Here is a 15,876-nt window from a genome sequence, read left to right as displayed (position 1 = left end):
TTTGCCACCTCTTTAGTTTTAATAAGGGTCATCCTGTTTCTTTTTGATTTTATCTTCATATTTATCGATATAAAGGGTGCCATGTGCCGGATTGTAAGTGGCCAGGAATACTTCTTCATATTTTTTTATCCCCTGCTTTAAAAGCTCCTTGCGGAGCCAGTTTTCATCTTTGCCTATCTGCTTGAGCTTTTCGGGAATAAGTTTTCCCGCTATTATGATTTCGCTGCTTAATCCTTCTTTTTGCGGGGGGAGATGGAGATCAGAGCGGGTTACCGGCTGATATTCCGGCTTTAAGAGGACTGATAGTTCCCCGTTATTTTCTAAAACCGCAAAGGCTACCTGATTTAAATCAAAAATATTTTTTTCCCTTAGCTGTTCTAAGAGGTCAAATAAGGTATAACGCATTTTTTCCATGTTTTCTTCCAGTATTTTGCCGTTCATTATTACGATGGCCGGCTTTCCGGTAAGATATTTAGCCGCCTGGGGCCAGTTAAGGGATATTTTTTGCAGTATCAGAACAGTAAAGGTCCACACCAGTAATCCTACCCAGTGCGGCCAGGCGCGGCTGCTTAAGTCTACGGACAGAGTACCGGCAATTGAGCCTATGGTTATTCCCAGTACATATTCGAAAAAAGTGAGCTGACTTACCTGCTGTTTGCCCAGGATGCGGGTAAATATTAAAAGGGTAAAAAAAGCGATGAAACTTCTTACTATTACTACTGCTGCTTCGCTCATAGACTGATTTCCTCATGTTTTTTAATTTTATTATTTGCATTCTTTTAGAGCTCATTCCTGTTAGCGTAAAAAAAGCTTTTACAGTTTGAATTTTAAGGTATAATTTGGATAGGAGGATGTTACCAAATACATATTGAAAGGGGAGGTTACATGTCCTGTTTAAATGTGATGGGGATACTGGTGCGCAACCGCAGTATTCATGCCAAGGAGATTCAGGAAGTTTTAACTAAATATGGATGTATAATTAATGTCCGCGTAGGGATACCTAAAGTAGAAAACGGAGCCTGTACGGAAGAAGGTCTTATTATGCTGCAGCTTTGCGGAACCCCGGAGGAAATAGGGGAATTGAAAGATGCATTAAATGCTATTCCTGAGGTTAAGGCGGAATGTATAGAATTAAGTTTAGACTAAAATATTTTCTATCAGGAAGGAGGAGGCTGTATGATAAGCGACAAACTTCGAGAAAAACTTAATGAGCAGATTCAAAAAGAATTTTATTCTGCCTATCTTTACCTTTCCATGGAGGCTTATTTCTTAAGTCAGAATTTAGATGGTTTTGCCAACTGGTTTCATGTCCAGGCCCAGGAGGAACGAGACCATGCCCTGCTTATTTTTAATTACCTTAACCGGATAGGAGAGAGGATAGAACTCAAGGCTATTGAGGCTCCGCCGGTAGATTTTGCCTCGGTCGAAGATGTGCTTTTAAAGACTTTGGAACATGAAAAGATGGTTACTCGTTCTATCTATGACCTGGTTGATCTGGCCAATGAAGAAAAAGATCATAAGACCGTAATGTTTTTACAGTGGTTTGTGAACGAGCAGGTGGAAGAAGAGGAAAATGCCGAGAAAAACCTGGCCTCTTTCCGGTTTGTGAAGGATGATCCCAAAGGGATTCTGCTTTTAGACCGGGAAATGGCTACAAGGGTTTACACCCCGATTACAGGCACTAACAATCAGGCTTAGAAAATGATAGGGCCGGGGATACCTTCCCCGGCTTTATGGAGGTAAGAGGATGGATCTTAAAAAAGTTTTGGAAATGGCTATTGAAAATGAAAAACGCTCTTATGACTGGTATTTAACCCAGGCTATGGAAGCCGAGGATCCGGAAAGCCGGCTTTTATTTGAACAGATTGCCGAAGAAGAAAAGGTACATATCAAAAAATTAACCGAAAGGCTTAAGATTTTAAAGATTATGGATTAAGTTTTATATTTTCAGTGAACTTTATTGTCCAGTATGAAACTGCCTGTAAATATAAATGCTAATAAAAGCAATAAGAATATGGAAACCAGGATTATGCGCCTGCGGTGATGTTTTTCACCCTGGATATATTCAGCAATAAGATGGGTAAAGTAAACTGTGCTGCCTGAAAATATGCAGGTTATTATAAACTGCAGCCAGCCAGGTACTATATTATAAGCGTTGTAAGCCAAGGCTTTCCAGAGAGAATGGCCGTAATAGGCAAGTACGATAAATTCAATCAGTCCGGCGGAAAACTGGAATATAAGGCCTTGCTTCTGAATAGAGGTATTAAGTTCCATTATATTTTTTATCTGATTTTGGGTATTTATATTTTCATGGCTTATAAGGATATCAAGCCGGCTGCGGATTACATTGATGGCAGCCTGATAATTTTCCCGGCTGATACGCAGGCCCTCCGCTAAATTTTCCATTTCTTTAAGTTTGGTGAAATAATAATCGAAGATTTTTTCGTAAAGGGCATCATCTACTTCTATTTCTTTTTGCTTATCCATAAGATAACGGCTGTAATTTGTCATTTGCCGAATGCGGCTTACACCTTCCAGTATAATACTGTAATCTCCAGCAATTATGCCAAACGAAGTGGCTAATGTGTGCAGCTGGTTTTCAAATTCCTCCATCTGCTGGACATGAGTAGAGGCGGAAACGGTGCTGCTGTGCAGGATGCGCGATAAACGCTGGTCTAATCCTTCTTTTTCTTTCAGGATAATCCTTTTTTGTTCCCGATAGTAGCTGTTTATCCTGTCCAGGCGCAAAAGGGAAGCTTCAATACAGGGAAGTTCAAATTCCAGAAAATACTGGGCTTCATGAATTCCGGGCTTAAAGGAAAAAACATAAAAAGCTTTGTCTTCCGGCCAGAGCCAGTCTAAACGCCTGCCCTTGCCGTGCTTTAGCTTAAGTTCTATGGTTTTCTGCTCATTAAAAGGAACTATATTTTTTATCTGTTTTGTTATTTCTGTTTCGTCTTTTTCTATGCTGCTGAATACTTCTATTTTTCCCAAGAGATTAAAAAAGCCTGCCTCAGATTTATTTTCTATATCCGCAATATGCGAAAGAAGATCGGCGATTTCTTTTTCTGTACCCTGGGGCAAATCAACCCTCAGGCAGAGTATTTGCACTTTAGGTATTTTCTTAAAATAAAAATATTTGCCTTTTCTGTTTTCTTCCCAGGGTATAAATTGGCTGTAATAAGAAAAACCTTCTTCTTTAAGCTTAAGTGCAAAAGGCTCAAAACTTTCGGCATCCTGAGCGGGATAAATATAAAAACGGTAAAAATTAAGGCTCATAAAACCCCCCCCCCTTTGCTTTAATTATATTTGATTTTTTATTATCACCATAAAAAATTTTATTTTAGCTGTTTGTCCCGGTTAAAAATTGAGCTAACAAAATTTGATAAGCTATAATTAATTTATAATTTTAGTGTAAAAAAAAACGACAGGATGGTAATGTCATGAATAATAGTGGCAAAGAGCATATCCTAGAAGCAGCCCGCCGGGTGATTGCCCGCATGGGGGTAAAGGATGCCAGCATGCAGGCTATAGCCGAGGAAGCAGGAATGACCAAGGGAGGCCTTTATTATCACTATAAAGGTAAAGACTATATTCTGTTTGAGCTGGCTGATCGTTTTCTGCGGGAGACAGCAGCTCCGGTTAAAAGGTCTCTTTTTACCGGTGAAGAAGATAGAGAAAAGCTTTTAGAGGTTTTGCTGCAGGGTATCAAAAAAAGGCTTAATAATCCGGAACACAATCTTTTGCAGTTCTATCTTACTCATGAAGCTGTGCTGGGCAAAAATGAGGAGCTTTATGAACTGGTAGTGAACAAATTTAGAAGATGGATTGCAACCGCAGAAAATGCTATAGACCAGATGTATGGTCAACCCGGGATAGAGGTAAAAAGAGCTCTGGCTGCGTCGATGATTGCCATGATAGATGGACAGGCGATACAGCTTATCCTGAGTGAAGAGCTGGTTGATAAAGAAGACTTTTTTGCCTGCTGGGAAGCATTTTTCCGCTGTGGGCTGCCGGCTATGCTTGAATATTTAAAGGAGAAAAACAAGTAACCCCCCTTTTTAAGCAAGGGAGGTTAAGTTAAAATGGGGGGATTTTTTAGAGATTATCATTGATGTCTCTATACATGGCATCGATGATGTCTTTATATTTTTCATTTATAACTTTGCGCTTGACTTTAAGGGTAGGTGTGAGTTCACCGGTTTCCTGAGTAAATTCATGGGGCATCAAGGTAAAACGCTTTATCTTTTCTACCTGTCCCAGATCAGCAGTAAGCTCGTCTATGCGTTGGCGATAAAATTCTATTATCCGGGGGTGTTTAACCAGGTCTTCATTAGTTTTAAAAGGTATGTTATTTTGGGCTGCATATTCTTTTAAAGCTTCGAAAGCCGGAACGATGAGAGCGGAAACAAAATTACGATTATCTCCTATGGCGACAGCCTGTTCTATATAGTAATCAGCCACCAGCAGGGTTTCAATATGCTGGGGGGCTATATATTTACCGCCAGATGTCTTGAAAAGGTCTTTTATCCGGTCAGTTATTACCACAAAGCCTTCTTCATTGAGGTGACCCACATCTCCTGTTTTCAGCCAGCCATCAGCAGTAAATATTTCCTTTGTTTTTTCGGGATCTTTATAATAACCCGGGGTCATGGCTGGCCCTTTAACCTGGATTTCTCCTTCTTCTGATATGCGAATATCGATAAGGGGTACAACCGGTCCGCAGGTGCCGAAACGGTTGCGTTCCGGGGTAGAAACACATATCGGAAAACATTCAGTAAGGCCATAGCCCTGGAAAAGATATACTCCAGCCGCAAAGAAAAACTCGCCTATTTCTGCGGAAAAAGGAGCCCCGCCTACATTGTAAACCCGGCATCGGCCTCCGAAAACCTCCCGTATTTTGTGCAGAACTATTTTATCAGCTAGGCGGTATTTTAGCTTAAGGGTAAAGGGAATTTTACCTTCTTTTAACCGGTAATGGTATTTTTTACCAGTTTCGATAGACCAGAAGAAAAGTTTTTTCTTAAGGGGGGCGGCATTATTGACATCATGCAGTACCTTGGCATGTATTTTTTCCCACAGGCGGGGGACAGAACACATATAATGGGGACGCGATTCGCGCAGGAATTCTTCCAGGGCTTTGGTATCATGACAGTAATCAACCTGTCCGCCGCCGCAGAATATGTTATAGGTCCAGGCCCTTTCAAAAATATGGGAGAGGGGGAGGAATGCAAGGTTTACTGCATCTTCGGTTATGGGAATGCGATAGCCGGGTGCTACCCCTGTGAAGTCTATGTGATTTTGCAGGAAAGTGGCGAACCAGTTACGGTGGGTGAGCATAACCCCTTTGGGGGTACCGGTAGTACCGCTGGTGTAGATTATGGTGGCTAGGTCATCAGGCCCGGCTTTGTGCAAACGTTTTTCCATTTCTTCCTGGTATGACATCTTTCGCCCCAGCTTGAGAAAATCATCAAAATACATGATATTATCTTCTGCCTGAATTTTTACCCTGCGATCAAAGACGATTATATAGTCTAGGGAAGGGCAGGTATCTTTTATGCTCAGTGCCTTATTGTACTGCTCTTCATTACAGACAAACAAAACCCGGATTTCGGCATGGTCGACTATATATTTGAGTTCAGCTGCGGAATTGGTAGCGTATACCGGAACTGATGCTGCTCTTATATAGAAACAGGCAAAATCGGCTACTGCCCAGTAAACACAGTTGGGGGAAAAAATCCCTACCAGTTCCCCTTCCTGTACCCCCAGATGCAAAAGGGAACAGGCACAGTCAGCGATCATTTCCCCAAACTGCTGCCAGGAAAAGGCTTCCCAGCTGCCGTAAAGCTTGTGTCTGACTGCAGTTTTGACTGCTCCATATTTTTCTACTCTTTTTCTTATCATCCAGCCCAGGTGTTTTTCTTCGGCCAGGCGTGCTTCAAACTGGTCTTCAATAGAAGTATTGGTAAGAAGATATTTTTTTTCGCCGCTTTTTTGCATGTGTAAGCCCTCCATAAGCAATTACTATACCGACCGGTAGGTTTACTTTATATATAGCAGATAGAAATAAAATATTCAATAATAAAATTTTAAAAAAGATAATTTATGTATCGTATTTCATGTTTATTGTCTAAAAAACCGGAGGATATGAAGAAGGAAGAAAGGTGGAGGAATAAAAAACCTGTCAGCCAGGGAAGATAGTAAGCTGACAGGGCGGAAAGTTACATAAATATACTATTAACTGGCCAGGAATAAGATTCAGTTTTCCTCCCAGGATATTATTTCCCATCCCCGGTTAGAAGGTTCGATAAAATGTGGAGGGGCTTCATAGGTCATGCGGTCATCATAGGCATAGTTTTTGCTCCTATAACCCAGCCAGCTACTGCTGAACCAACTACTGATATCCTGGCCTACAATCCCGCGGGTTTTCTGGATGAGGGCTCCGCGCTGGTAAATGGTTTCGTATTTATAATCTTTATTATTGTAACTTCCCGTAGGCCAATATCTGCCATCAGAAGGATTAGGATAGTATTTTTCCAGACCGAAAGAGCCGTCAAGAGCGAAGACGGCACCGTAAACATTAATATATTTAGGAGTTACGTTAGCCTGTAGATCGGTTAACCTGGGATTGGGATTATCAAACCAGCCTTTGCAGAGGATCCATATGTTGTTGTTGGCAACAAGTCCTAGCATATCATCTCCTTCCGCTTTATAGCCGGTTAAGGTGCCGTTTTCATAAACAGGAGCAAAGGTGGTTGCGGCATAAATCACCCCGCCGTTGCCTCCGCTTCCAGCGCCGGTAGGTTTATTGCGGGCGGAGTTGAAATTGTAATCAGTAGGGTCATAGCCGGTTATATATATATCATTGGCGGCAGCAATAGTAAGCTTCCCCCTGAGGGTGCCGGATACAAAGGCATTGCCCATACGTTTATCAAATTTACCATGGCTTTCATTGCCACCGGGAATATTGGGATTGCTATTCACATAGATTACACCGTTAGGGGGAAGAGGAAGAGTTTCTGTGACATCTTCATAAGTGTAATTATCTATTTTTTTGAAATAGCGTACGGTAACTGTACCGTCGGGATTTAGCCGGATGCTGGTGCGTCCTTCGTAATAATAGCCGCCGTTTTGGGCTCTTATTTTCAGTTCGCTGTTGGAAGGCGGGACTTCCAGGGGGACTGCCCACCTTATACCTTGCATAAAGCGCGGCGAGCTTCCGTTTACCGGATAAGGCCCGTTGAAATCAGGGTCCTCAGAACCTCCCCGCCATACACCGTTGTAGAAATGGATACGGCCGCTGTAAGTAACCCGACCGTAAAAGGTGGGGTTGCCGTCTATTACCAGATGGCCGTTGGTATGGTATGGACCGTAAACTATGTCATTACTAGTCCAGCGTATATTGGAAGGGTCATCAACAGAAAAGTAGGAGTAGCGTGTGAAGGTACGCTGCCCTAAAACTGCGGTTATCGTCTTTTTTATCTCCGGCTCTCTATCTGTCCAGCCGGTGGAAGCGATTTTTACATACCCGTTGCCCTGTTCCAGAACTTTTATTCTGTATTTGCCCTGCTCAAAAGCTACTTCCTGATCAAGATCAGGAAAATCTTTATTTTTATTCAATGCCCATAGATAATGATGGATGCCGGCTTCCGCATAGTGCAGGGCATCTATTCCTGCCTGATAGCGGTAGTTAAAATTAGTCTGGCTGCTGGTAAGGGATAAGGCAGAATAGGCCAGAATGGAGATGGGGATAAAAAGTATGAGCACAACCGGCAGGGCTATACCTCTATGATTTTGCAAAACAGCTTTGATTTTTTTAAGCATTTTTCACACCCCTTTATTGCGCACCGCAAAGACTTCTTCCACATACAGCGGTTTTGCCTGAGCCTGGCTCTTTTCTATTTTAAAACGGATAACCACCTTTTTTCCCTGCCGCTGGAAAAAAGGCAGGGGCTGGTTGTTATTATCGCGCAGAGGATAGACTGCTTCCAGCAGGGGTTTGAAATTGTCGGGATTTCCTTTTTTTACCCGGCTTTTTTCCAGTTTATTATCTCTTACCCGGTATTTGATAGTGTATTCCAGGCCTTTTTCACTCCGCTTAAGTTCCAACTGGTTAGATGTTGCTTCGATGAAGGCTGCCTCCCGTATCTCATCTCCCAGTACCAGCAGCAGGCTGCGGATTTCATCGGTGTAGGAGGCATCTTCGCTGGTTTTTTGCCAGGTTTTGCCGGCAAGGAGATAAAAATTAAATATGCCGGAAAAAGCCAGGGTCATGATGGAGAGGACCAGGACAAGTTCTAAAAGGGTAATTCCTTTTTGATCAAAAAGTTTTTTTAACATAAATTTCCTCCTGTCCGCATAACTATCTGCGCAAAGGGCCACCGGCTGAAGGTTCCTTACCAGCATCATCAGGCAGGGTAAATCCATCCGGCAGATAGTAGGCACCTTTTTCTAATATTATTTTGCCACTGCTGTCTTTAACATCTTCATAAAAATACACTTCAACATATTTTTGCCCCGGAATCCCTGTGTATCCCCGGTAATCCTGAACAGCCGAACCATCAGGAGCTTCTTTTATGAGCAGGTTGCCAGAGGGATCAGTTATGGAAACATAGCTGCCGTTATAATGTATATTGCCGGTTATGGCATTAAAGGTGATTTTCCCGCTTGCGTCCTGACCTTCTTTACGAAGTTCTATTGCACTTAAAAAGGTTATGATATTACCTTTAAGCTTTAATTCTGCGTTGCTGGATATGGTAAGTTTCTGGTTATTGAACAGGAATTCAGCTGCGGTATACTGCGGAGAACCGCTGCTTAAAATTAACTCGTCACCATTATTGGTACGGAATACAGCCGGCTGAATAAGGTACATTTTAGAAGGTGGATCTGCTTCGGGATCTATTATTACTTCAATAAAAGCTATGCCTTTGTTATCAGGATTTTCTCTTATTTCGTTGTCCTCGGTCCAGCCGGCAGGTAAAACCGGGTTTTCCGGGAAAAAGAGCTTTACAAGATAAAAGGTAAGTCTTTTGACAGTGCCTGGCCGGGAGAACTCACCTCCCCATGGTTCATTCCTATCCTGATCATAGGCACCATTTTCCCCATTGCGTCCGGAAAGGACATAGCCGGGAATTTTTATCTCGGCACGGTCCCAGCTATATTTGCCGGTAAAACCTTCTCCTACCGGCCAGAGGTCTTTAAAGGGATGGCCTAAAAGTTCCCCGCTGGCCGAAGAAGATGTAAATTCCCAGCTCTGGCGGTAACCAGCAGGATGAGGATGGATGAGTGTCAATCTGGCTTTTTCGGTTAGATTAAGGGATAGCGGATTTTCATATATATCTTTAAAAAAAAGCTGTAGGCGGCAGGGTATTTCTACCCAGGCAAAAAGCTGACGGGTGCTGTTATCAGTTATAGTTATATTATTTTGCGGATAAGAACCGGGAAAAACTATCATACCGACCAGGGAAGGATCGACATCTACCTGGTAGGTGCCGGCAGGCATACCCAGAAATAGGGCTGAGCCTTTGGAGGTGGTATAGACCTGGGTGGTGCTTCCTCCCTGGCTGGCCAGCACTTTTACACTGGAAACCGGTTTTATGAAGTTAACATCGAATTCGCCGGTATCAGGGTTAAACCCGGCTCCCCAGATTCTAAAGACACATACCCGGAGATTGGCACCGGTTAAGGCCGGCTGTTCAGCATCACGGGCTATAAGGGAGCTGATTTCTACTTTTAACGGCTGTTTATTTTGCTGAAAAAAACCCCTTAATGCGGTAACCCTTATCCTAACCTGTTTATAATCCCAGTCGGCATTGTTGCCGGAGAGGCAGCCGCCTTCCTCAATCCAGTTGATAAAGGTTTCCACTTTAAAGGTATATTTGCCAACAGTTACAGTTTCGGCAAAAGGAATGTTACCGGCCGGATTTCCTCCTTCGGTTCCTATTTCATTAAAAGGAAGGGCTCTTATTTCTTCCATTTTTTTATTGGCCAGGTTAAGGGCGGCTATTTTGGCCCGGCTGTACTCGGAAGACTGGGCAGAAAAAACCAGCACCGGTGCGAGAGAAGCAACAATAAGGCCCAGGATAAGGATGGCGAGCAAAACTTCCAGCAGGGTAAAACCTTTTTCATTACGGTTTAATATTTGGAACATAAAAAATATTTTCCTCCTATCTTAAAGAGTGAGGCAGGATATTTTAGATAAAAAGTTAAAATGAATAATTAAGCTGTTTTCTATATTGATTTTAACATTAATGAAAGGAGGAAAAAATAGGATTTTTCGCTTATAACAGGCGCCAAAATTTCTTTTAACCCCGAATTTATTAGAGTATTTTATTGGTATAATAGTTCTGATTTATAGAAGTTTTGTCGATAATGTTTACAGACTTTATACAATTGTGCTAATATAGCGGCAGAAATTTGCCAATTTTTTGAAAATAGTCGTTTTCTCTAGGACTGGAGAAGGTATTAAAGAAAAAATTCACATTGACAGGTAAGGCTGGTGGCTTTATATGGGGAGAACGAAAAAGATGGGCGAAATGCTGGTGGATATGGGGCTTATAACCCAGGAACAGCTGGCAGAAGCCCTGGAAGAACAGAAGGTAACCGGTGAAAGACTGGGAAAGATTTTAATAGATAAAGGATTTATAACGGAAAATCAGCTTCTGGAAACCCTGGAGTTTATGCTGGGCATTCCCCATGTGCAGCTTAGCAGGATGCAGATAGATCCGGAAGCGGTAAAGCTTGTGCCTCCTAATATAATACGAAAATACAAGATTTTGCCTATTAAAAAGACGGCAGGCAGCATAATGCTGGCCATGGCTGATCCCTTAAACCAGCAGGCAGTAGATGATGCCCGTATGGCCAGCGGTTTTGATATAATACCGGTTCTGGCCAGTGAAAGAGAGCTGGAAGGAACTATAAGGCAGTATCTGGCTTTCCAGATGGATCCAGGCATGGAAAAAATCCTGAGTGAGCTTAAAGAGACAGGACGTCCGCTGCGAAGGGAAAATCAGAATATAATAAGAATAGAAGATGAAGCACCTATTATCCGCATGGTCAATGCTATACTGAATCAGGCAGTACAGGGAAGATGTAGTGATATACACTTAGAGCCTCAGGAAGGCGATATGCGGGTAAGATTCAGGGTAGATGGTGAGCTCTACGAGGTTTTGCATATACCCAAGGCTTCGGAACCGGCAGTAGTTTCGCGTTTGAAGATTATGGCTGGCATGGATATAGCGGAAAAGAGGGTGCCGCAGGACGGCAGGTTCAGCCTGAATATAGAAGGAAGGGAAATCGATTTTCGCGCCTCTACCCTGCCGACAGCTTACGGGGAAAAGGTAGTCTTACGTATTCTGGATAGGGCAAGTGCCCTAAACCGCATTGAACAGCTGGGGCTTACCCCGCAGAATCAGGAAAGACTCCTGCGCCTGGCTAAAAGGCCTCACGGTATGCTTATTGTAACCGGGCCTACCGGGTCAGGCAAAACTTCAACCCTTTATGCCCTGTTGAATGAGATAAATTCCATTGACAAAAACATTATTACCCTGGAGGACCCGGTGGAATATACCTTAGCCGGCATAAACCAGGTGCAGATAAATGTCAAGGCAGGCCTTACCTTTGCCAGCGGCTTGCGGTCAGTTCTCCGCCAGGACCCGGATATCATCATGGTAGGAGAGATAAGAGACAATGAGACAGCTGAACTGGCAGTAAAAGCTGCCCTGACCGGACATCTGGTGCTTTCCACCCTGCATACCAACAGCGCGGCCGGAACGGTGGCCCGGCTTCTGGATATGGGGATTGAAGGTTTTCTCCTTTCTTCTTCCCTTATAGGTATAGTGTCCCAGCGGCTGGTAAGAAAACTGTGTACTAACTGCCGCCAGCCTTATATTCTGGAAAAAGAAATGGCTGAACACCTGGGGATACCGGAAGAAGCAGGGGAGAAGTTTTACCGGCCGACAGGATGTCATATGTGCCGGCAGATTGGTTATCAGGGAAGGACGGCTGTGCATGAGATTATGCCGGTAGATGCAGGGATAAAAAAGCTTATCAGCCGGGGAGAAGTAAGTGAAGAACAGATTGAAGCCGAAGCGGTAAGAGAAGGCATGATAACGATCAAGATGGATGGCATTTTAAAAGCCAAAAAAGGGATAACATCGCTGGAAGAAGTTATGAAAGTTGTCTATCTAGGAGGATAAAGTATATGCTTACAGCCAGGGAAATCATAACCAGAGCTGTGGAAATAGGAGCTTCTGATGTCCATCTTACGGTTTTTCGCCCCCCGGTATACCGGATTAATGGGAAACTTACCTCCCTGCCGGGAGAAGAACTCCTGAAACCGGAAGATACGCAGAGGATGGCAGAAGAGATAATACCCAATGAAGAAGTGCGGTTTCTTTTTAAACAAAACGGGCAGGTGGATTTTTCCAATGCCTTCCCGGGTATAGGCAGGTTCAGGGTAAATCTTTATGTGCAGAGAGGTTCGATAGCGGCAGCTATACGCATAATTCCCATGCAGGTTCCCCACATAGATGATCTGGGACTGCCGCCTGTTGTTAAGGAATTTGCCATGAAAGATACCGGACTGGTGCTGGTTACCGGGGTTACCGGCAGCGGAAAATCGACTACCCTGGCAGCCATGATCGACCTGATGAACAGAACAAGAAGCCTGCATATACTCACCCTGGAAGATCCCATTGAATACCTGCACCGGCATGGAGGATGCATGATTAACCAGCGGGAAATCGGCATGGATGCCAGGTCTTTTCCCCAGGCGTTAAGAGCTGCTCTAAGGCAGGACCCGGATGTAATAATGGTAGGGGAGATGCGGGATCTAGAAACTATATCTACAGCTATTACGGCTGCGGAAACCGGACATCTGGTGCTGGCCTCACTTCATTCCGGGAGTGCGACGCAAACGATTGCCCGCATAATAGATGTTTTCCCACCGGAGCAGCAAACCCAGATCCGGATTCAGCTTGCCAATTCCCTGCAGGGGGTAATAAGCCAGCAGCTTATTCCCCGTTCTGACTATAAAGGACGGGTAGTGGCCTGCGAAATTCTGGTAGCCACCCCGGCAGTCCGCAATCTTATAAGGGAAAATAAGGTCCACCAGATTTATTCAGTCCTGCAAACCGGAGCTGCTTACGGTATGATAACCATGGAGAAATCTCTGCGTAACCTGTATGAAAAGGGGATAATAAGTCTGGATGAATTTAATAAGCGGATGGCAGGTAAGGATAACCAGCTTTTGTGAAAGAAGTGAACTGTAAAATTATTACTTTTTGCTGATTGCTAACTACAAAGATTATAACTATTAAGGAAAGGGGGGAGAATTTTGGAATACCGTTATAAAGTAAGGGATATGCAGGGGCAGGTTTTAACCGGGGTTCTGGAAGCGGAAAACCGGGAAGCCGTTATCCGCAGCCTTCTAAACCAGAACTACTACATAACTAAACTGGAAGAAGTCGGTTCATCCAGCCGCAAGGTGGAGTTAAGCTTAACTTTGGGCCGGGTTCCCACCCGGGATTTAGTCTTAATGACCAGGCAGCTTTCCACCATGCTTGCTGCCGGCCTTTCCATCTTACGAGCTTTCAATATACTGATTGAACAGACGGAAAATAAAACCCTGAAGAAGGCGCTGACAGAAGTAAGGGATGATATTGAAAGCGGATTACCGCTTTACCAGGCCTTAGCCAAACATCCCCGCATATTTTCCAAAGTTTATGTGAGCATGGTAAGAGCCGGCGAGTTAGGAGGGGTTCTAGAAGGAGTTCTGGAAAGGCTGAGTGAACATTTGGAAAGGGAAGAGGAGATAAATTCTAAAGTAAAGACGGCATCTATCTATCCTTCCATAATTGCCGTTTTTGCCCTTATAGCTGTATTTTTCATCATAACTTTTATAATGCCTACTTTTGTGGGCATGTTCGAATCAGCCGGTGCAGCTTTGCCCCGCCCTACCGAGATACTTTACCATACCGGCCTGTTTTTGCAGAGTTCATGGTATCTGGTAATAGCAGGCATCGTCCTGCTGGTTGTGGTGTTAAAAGGCATAGGCCGCACCGAAGGAGGCAGGATGTTTTTCGATACCCTTTATCTTAAAATTCCGGTTATAGGCAGGGCCAATGCCAAGATTATCACCGCCCGCTTTGCCCGCACCATGGGGATACTGCTGCGCTCCGGGATACCGGTTCTGCAGGCGCTGGAAGTGGTCGAAGATGTGGTGGGTAATGTCTATATAGCTAGAGCCCTGAAAGAAGCACGGGAGAGCATAAGCGAAGGGGATTACATAAGTTATCCCCTGGCCCAAGCTGGAATATTTGAACCCATGGTGGTGCAGATGATTGCGGTAGGGGAAGAAACCGGAGCCCTGGATGCCATGCTGATAAGGCTTTCCGACTATTTTGAAAGGGAAGTTATGCATACCGTTGATGCCCTGATGGCCATGATCGAGCCGGCCCTTATTATCCTGGTGGCCCTGCTGGTAGGCGGAGTAGTCGTTTCTACCCTGCTTCCGGTATTTGAAATGATAAATGTAGTAGGCCAGGGGGTATAGGGGGGTGGACATGGGCAAGGCTTAAAGGAATAAATGTCAGGCAAAAGGGGGTGGGAGAGAGAAAAAGCAGTTTGAAGCCTTATAAGGTTTTTGTCAGATTTTTATAATTTTTATAAAGGAGGAGAGAGTTTATGCTTATTAAGATGCGGGAAATGATGAGGAGAGACAGCCGAGGATTTACTCTCATCGAACTTATTGTGGTAATGGCTATTCTGGCTATTCTGGCCCTGATTGCCATACCACGGTTTAGAGCGTCAACTGAATCAGCCAAGATTAGGGCGGTAGATGCCAACCACCGGACTATAGTCAGCGCTGCCCAGCTGTATTATGCGGAGAATAATGCGTGGCCTGCAAATTTGAATGCATTAACCGCTGCAAATAATGGCTTGTTAACAGCAAGTGATTTACAAAATCCTCCCGGTGCTAACTATAATGTTTCAGTAGATACTAATAATAATAATAAATGTACAATCACGGCAACTTATGGTGGAAAAGAATGGCAATGGGATAGTGAGAATGGCTTTACCAAACGCGGCGCTACCCCAACACCATAAACCATGCTGTATGCAGTATTTATCTTCCTCTTCGGCCTTATTATCGGCTCTTTTCTCAATGTAGTCATCTACCGGCTCCCCCGGGGGGAGTCGGTAGTAGGGCCTTTTAGCTTCTGCCCTCTATGCGGCAGAAGGCTTAGAGCTTATGATCTGGTGCCGGTTTTGAGCTACCTGTGGCTTAAAGGCAGGTGCCGCTACTGCCAGGGGGTAATATCCCCCCTTTATCCCCTGGTGGAAGCACTCACCGGAGTCCTGTTTTTGTTAATTTACATACAGTACGGGGTGTCGTTTACTTCCCTTTCCGGTATGGTGCTGGTATCTTTTCTCCTGCCGGCATCCTTTATTGATATAGAACACGGTATTATCCCGGATAAGATAACCTATACCGGTTTTATGGCCGGCATTGTTCTTTCCTTTTTTACCATTGGCTTTAAGTCTGCCTTTTTGGGAGGCCTGGTTTTCAGCCTGTTTTATCTGGTAATTGCTCTGGTATCCCGGGGCGGTATGGGGGGAGGGGATGTCAAACTGGCTGCGCTTATTGGCTCCTTTGTGGGGCTTGAAGGGATACTGGCAGTTTTTATCATATCTTCCCTGGCTGGAGGAATATTTGCCCTTATGCTTCTCCTTACCGGACGGGGAAACCGCAGGACAGAGATAAAATTCGGACCTTTTCTGGCCTTTTCGGCTTACCTGGTCTGGATGTATGGAAGCGATATAATCAATCTTTACTGGCTTATGTGGCGGGGGATGTGATACAGCTTGTGGAAA

At 44.1% G+C, this 15,876-nt stretch carries 15 protein-coding genes; 9 read left to right on the top strand and 6 right to left on the bottom strand.

All coding sequences use genetic code 11. The features are described 5' to 3' along the window. Window positions 1-18: 18 nt before the first annotated feature. Window positions 19-735 (bottom strand): DUF421 domain-containing protein, encoded by a 717-nt coding sequence (locus tag BUB92_RS03625; protein WP_073090148.1) that lies wholly within the window; start codon window positions 733-735, stop codon window positions 19-21. Window positions 736-885: 150 nt separating this feature from the next. Here BUB92_RS03625 and BUB92_RS03620 point away from each other — a divergent pair, with 150 nt between their 5' ends. Genes BUB92_RS03620 through BUB92_RS03610 form a run of 3 tightly spaced genes read left to right on the top strand, consistent with a single transcriptional unit; the run spans window position 886 to window position 1,936 of the window. Continuing rightward, a complete protein-coding gene (locus tag BUB92_RS03620) occupies window positions 886-1,146 on the top strand; it encodes a CPF_0552 family protein (RefSeq protein WP_073090145.1) in 261 nt (86 codons plus the stop codon). Between the two features lie 30 nt (window positions 1,147-1,176). Then, window positions 1,177-1,698, top strand: coding sequence for a ferritin (locus tag BUB92_RS03615; protein ID WP_073090142.1), 522 nt, complete (start codon window positions 1,177-1,179; stop codon window positions 1,696-1,698). A 49-nt stretch (window positions 1,699-1,747) separates the two neighbouring features. Next, window positions 1,748-1,936, top strand: coding sequence for a ferritin family protein (locus tag BUB92_RS03610; RefSeq protein WP_073090139.1), 189 nt, complete (start codon window positions 1,748-1,750; stop codon window positions 1,934-1,936). A gap of 11 nt (window positions 1,937-1,947) precedes the next feature. On the opposite strand, the gene BUB92_RS03605 is transcribed toward BUB92_RS03610, so the two are convergent. Continuing rightward, window positions 1,948-3,279, bottom strand: a complete 1,332-nt coding sequence (locus BUB92_RS03605) for a hypothetical protein (RefSeq protein WP_073090136.1) — start codon at window positions 3,277-3,279, stop codon at window positions 1,948-1,950. A 164-nt stretch (window positions 3,280-3,443) separates the two neighbouring features. On the opposite strand from BUB92_RS03605, the gene BUB92_RS03600 reads away from it, so the two are divergent. Next, window positions 3,444-4,052 (top strand): TetR/AcrR family transcriptional regulator, encoded by a 609-nt coding sequence (locus BUB92_RS03600; RefSeq protein WP_073090133.1) that lies wholly within the window; start codon window positions 3,444-3,446, stop codon window positions 4,050-4,052. Window positions 4,053-4,098: 46 nt separating this feature from the next. On the opposite strand, the gene BUB92_RS03595 is transcribed toward BUB92_RS03600, so the two are convergent. The 4 genes from BUB92_RS03595 to BUB92_RS03580 form a co-directional block, all read right to left on the bottom strand. Then, window positions 4,099-6,000 (bottom strand): AMP-dependent synthetase/ligase, encoded by a 1,902-nt coding sequence (locus BUB92_RS03595; RefSeq protein WP_159432301.1) that lies wholly within the window; start codon window positions 5,998-6,000, stop codon window positions 4,099-4,101. A 258-nt stretch (window positions 6,001-6,258) separates the two neighbouring features. After that, the gene (locus tag BUB92_RS03590; protein WP_073090131.1) at window positions 6,259-7,824 is read right to left on the bottom strand and encodes a hypothetical protein; all 1,566 of its coding nucleotides are present in this window, start codon (window positions 7,822-7,824) and stop codon (window positions 6,259-6,261) included. A gap of 3 nt (window positions 7,825-7,827) precedes the next feature. Further along, complete coding sequence (locus tag BUB92_RS03585; RefSeq protein ID WP_073090128.1) at window positions 7,828-8,340, bottom strand: PulJ/GspJ family protein; 513 nt, start codon at window positions 8,338-8,340, stop codon at window positions 7,828-7,830. Between the two features lie 22 nt (window positions 8,341-8,362). Continuing rightward, on the bottom strand, window positions 8,363-10,150 hold the full coding sequence (locus tag BUB92_RS03580; RefSeq protein WP_073090126.1) for a carboxypeptidase-like regulatory domain-containing protein: 1,788 nt from the start codon (window positions 10,148-10,150) through the stop codon (window positions 8,363-8,365). Window positions 10,151-10,508: 358 nt separating this feature from the next. Between BUB92_RS03580 and BUB92_RS03575 the strand changes: the two genes are divergently transcribed. The 5 genes from BUB92_RS03575 to BUB92_RS03555 all read left to right on the top strand — a co-directional run bounded on the left by BUB92_RS03575 (window position 10,509) and on the right by BUB92_RS03555 (window position 15,861). Further along, the gene (locus BUB92_RS03575) at window positions 10,509-12,197 is read left to right on the top strand and encodes a GspE/PulE family protein (RefSeq protein ID WP_073090124.1); all 1,689 of its coding nucleotides are present in this window, start codon (window positions 10,509-10,511) and stop codon (window positions 12,195-12,197) included. A 5-nt stretch (window positions 12,198-12,202) separates the two neighbouring features. Next, on the top strand, window positions 12,203-13,255 hold the full coding sequence (locus BUB92_RS03570; RefSeq protein WP_073090121.1) for a type IV pilus twitching motility protein PilT: 1,053 nt from the start codon (window positions 12,203-12,205) through the stop codon (window positions 13,253-13,255). A gap of 81 nt (window positions 13,256-13,336) precedes the next feature. Next, window positions 13,337-14,554: a type II secretion system F family protein gene (locus tag BUB92_RS03565; RefSeq protein ID WP_084728311.1), complete on the top strand. Its 1,218-nt coding sequence runs from the start codon at window positions 13,337-13,339 to the stop codon at window positions 14,552-14,554. Window positions 14,555-14,685: 131 nt separating this feature from the next. Beyond that, window positions 14,686-15,108, top strand: a complete 423-nt coding sequence (locus BUB92_RS11935; RefSeq protein WP_073090119.1) for a competence type IV pilus major pilin ComGC — start codon at window positions 14,686-14,688, stop codon at window positions 15,106-15,108. Window positions 15,109-15,111: 3 nt separating this feature from the next. Then, window positions 15,112-15,861: a prepilin peptidase gene (locus tag BUB92_RS03555; protein ID WP_073090116.1), complete on the top strand. Its 750-nt coding sequence runs from the start codon at window positions 15,112-15,114 to the stop codon at window positions 15,859-15,861. Window positions 15,862-15,876 lie beyond the last annotated feature (15 nt).

Origin of the sequence: Thermosyntropha lipolytica DSM 11003, assembly GCF_900129805.1 — a bacterium.
Classification (GTDB): domain Bacteria; phylum Bacillota; class Syntrophomonadia; order Syntrophomonadales; family Syntrophomonadaceae; genus Thermosyntropha; species Thermosyntropha lipolytica.
This window is presented reverse-complemented; position numbering and strand designations above follow the sequence as displayed.